The 1,100-nt window shown below is 42.3% G+C and carries 3 protein-coding genes; all 3 read right to left on the bottom strand.

Going from position 1 to position 1,100, the window contains the following annotated elements; genetic code table 11:
* On the bottom strand, positions 1-135 hold a 135-nt coding region (locus ACNRUY_RS26590; RefSeq protein WP_488112090.1), incomplete at its 3' end, for a transposase.
* 199 nt (positions 136-334) lie between these two features.
* A complete protein-coding gene (locus ACNRUY_RS26585; protein WP_488114678.1) occupies positions 335-844 on the bottom strand; it encodes a hypothetical protein in 510 nt (169 codons plus the stop codon).
* 61 nt (positions 845-905) lie between these two features.
* On the bottom strand, positions 906-1,100 hold a 195-nt coding region (locus tag ACNRUY_RS26580), incomplete at its 5' end, for an IS3 family transposase (protein WP_488113191.1).

Here is a 1,100-nt window from a genome sequence, read left to right as displayed (position 1 = left end):
CCAATTGTAGATCTGCTGTACGCTGATACCGAGCTGTTCAGCAACAGCAGAAGCTTTGTGGTCTGGTAAGCCTGCCAGACGAACAGCTTCTTTTCGGAACTCTTCGGTATAAGCAGGGTTTCTATATCGGCTCATGATACACCTCCCAGTTAGACTGTAATCTAACTTAGCGGGGTGTCCACAATTCGTGGGTAACTCCTCGGTATAACGCCCTGTTAAGGTGTGATCAACGCAATACCAAAGCCGCCGCATACCACCTTAAACACATAAGCCAACGCATAGTAAAAATGCCACGCGTTGCGAATCACTCTTAAACAGATTGTTAAGCGTCAACTCAAAGCATGCTAATCAATGCCGAAGCTCCTGCTCCAATAACGCTTCCAACAGTGCTGTTTTCTAACAATTGTTTAAGTAAACTTTTTGCTTCAGGATCGTTACTTTTTGCGACTTCTTCGACCAACTTTTGGACATTGATAGTAACTGATTGAGTGTTATTGTTACCAACTTGAAGCTGCTCGCCTGAGATACTACCAATATTAAAAGTTGTATTGCTAGAGGAGCTTGTTTTGTGTGGTTGAGAAGTCGAGTTTTCCACATGTAAGGTCAACATATGAGGATGATTAGTACCGACATTTAACGTGCCACCCTCTAAAAATTGAACGTCTAGGACTTTCAAATGGATTTCACGTTTACCGGATTTTTGCGTAATTACATCGCCTATCCCTACATCAGGAGTCTCAGTATAAGGTACCAAAACCTGCCCTTTAGACATATTACGTTGAGCTTTATATTCTTGCCCTTCAATGAAAACCACCTCTGGATATGCCAGTGAATCGAAATCCATAAATACTCCTAGTTTAAAAATTGCCACATTGACGCTGGTGTTACCCACTAAAAGTGGACACCTATTGTTGATTTACTTCTTCAAACTTAGCAGGGCTAAGATAACCCAGTGCTGAGTGACGTCGAGTTCTGTTATAGAACATTTCGATGTACTCGAAGATACTGGATCGGGCCTGATCAAGTGTTTGAAACCGCTCCGCATAAACCAACTCAACTTTGAGTCGACTAAAAAACGATTCCATAGCCGCATTATCCCA

It is taken from the genome of Endozoicomonas sp. Z74 (genome assembly GCF_057680865.1).
This window is presented reverse-complemented; position numbering and strand designations above follow the sequence as displayed.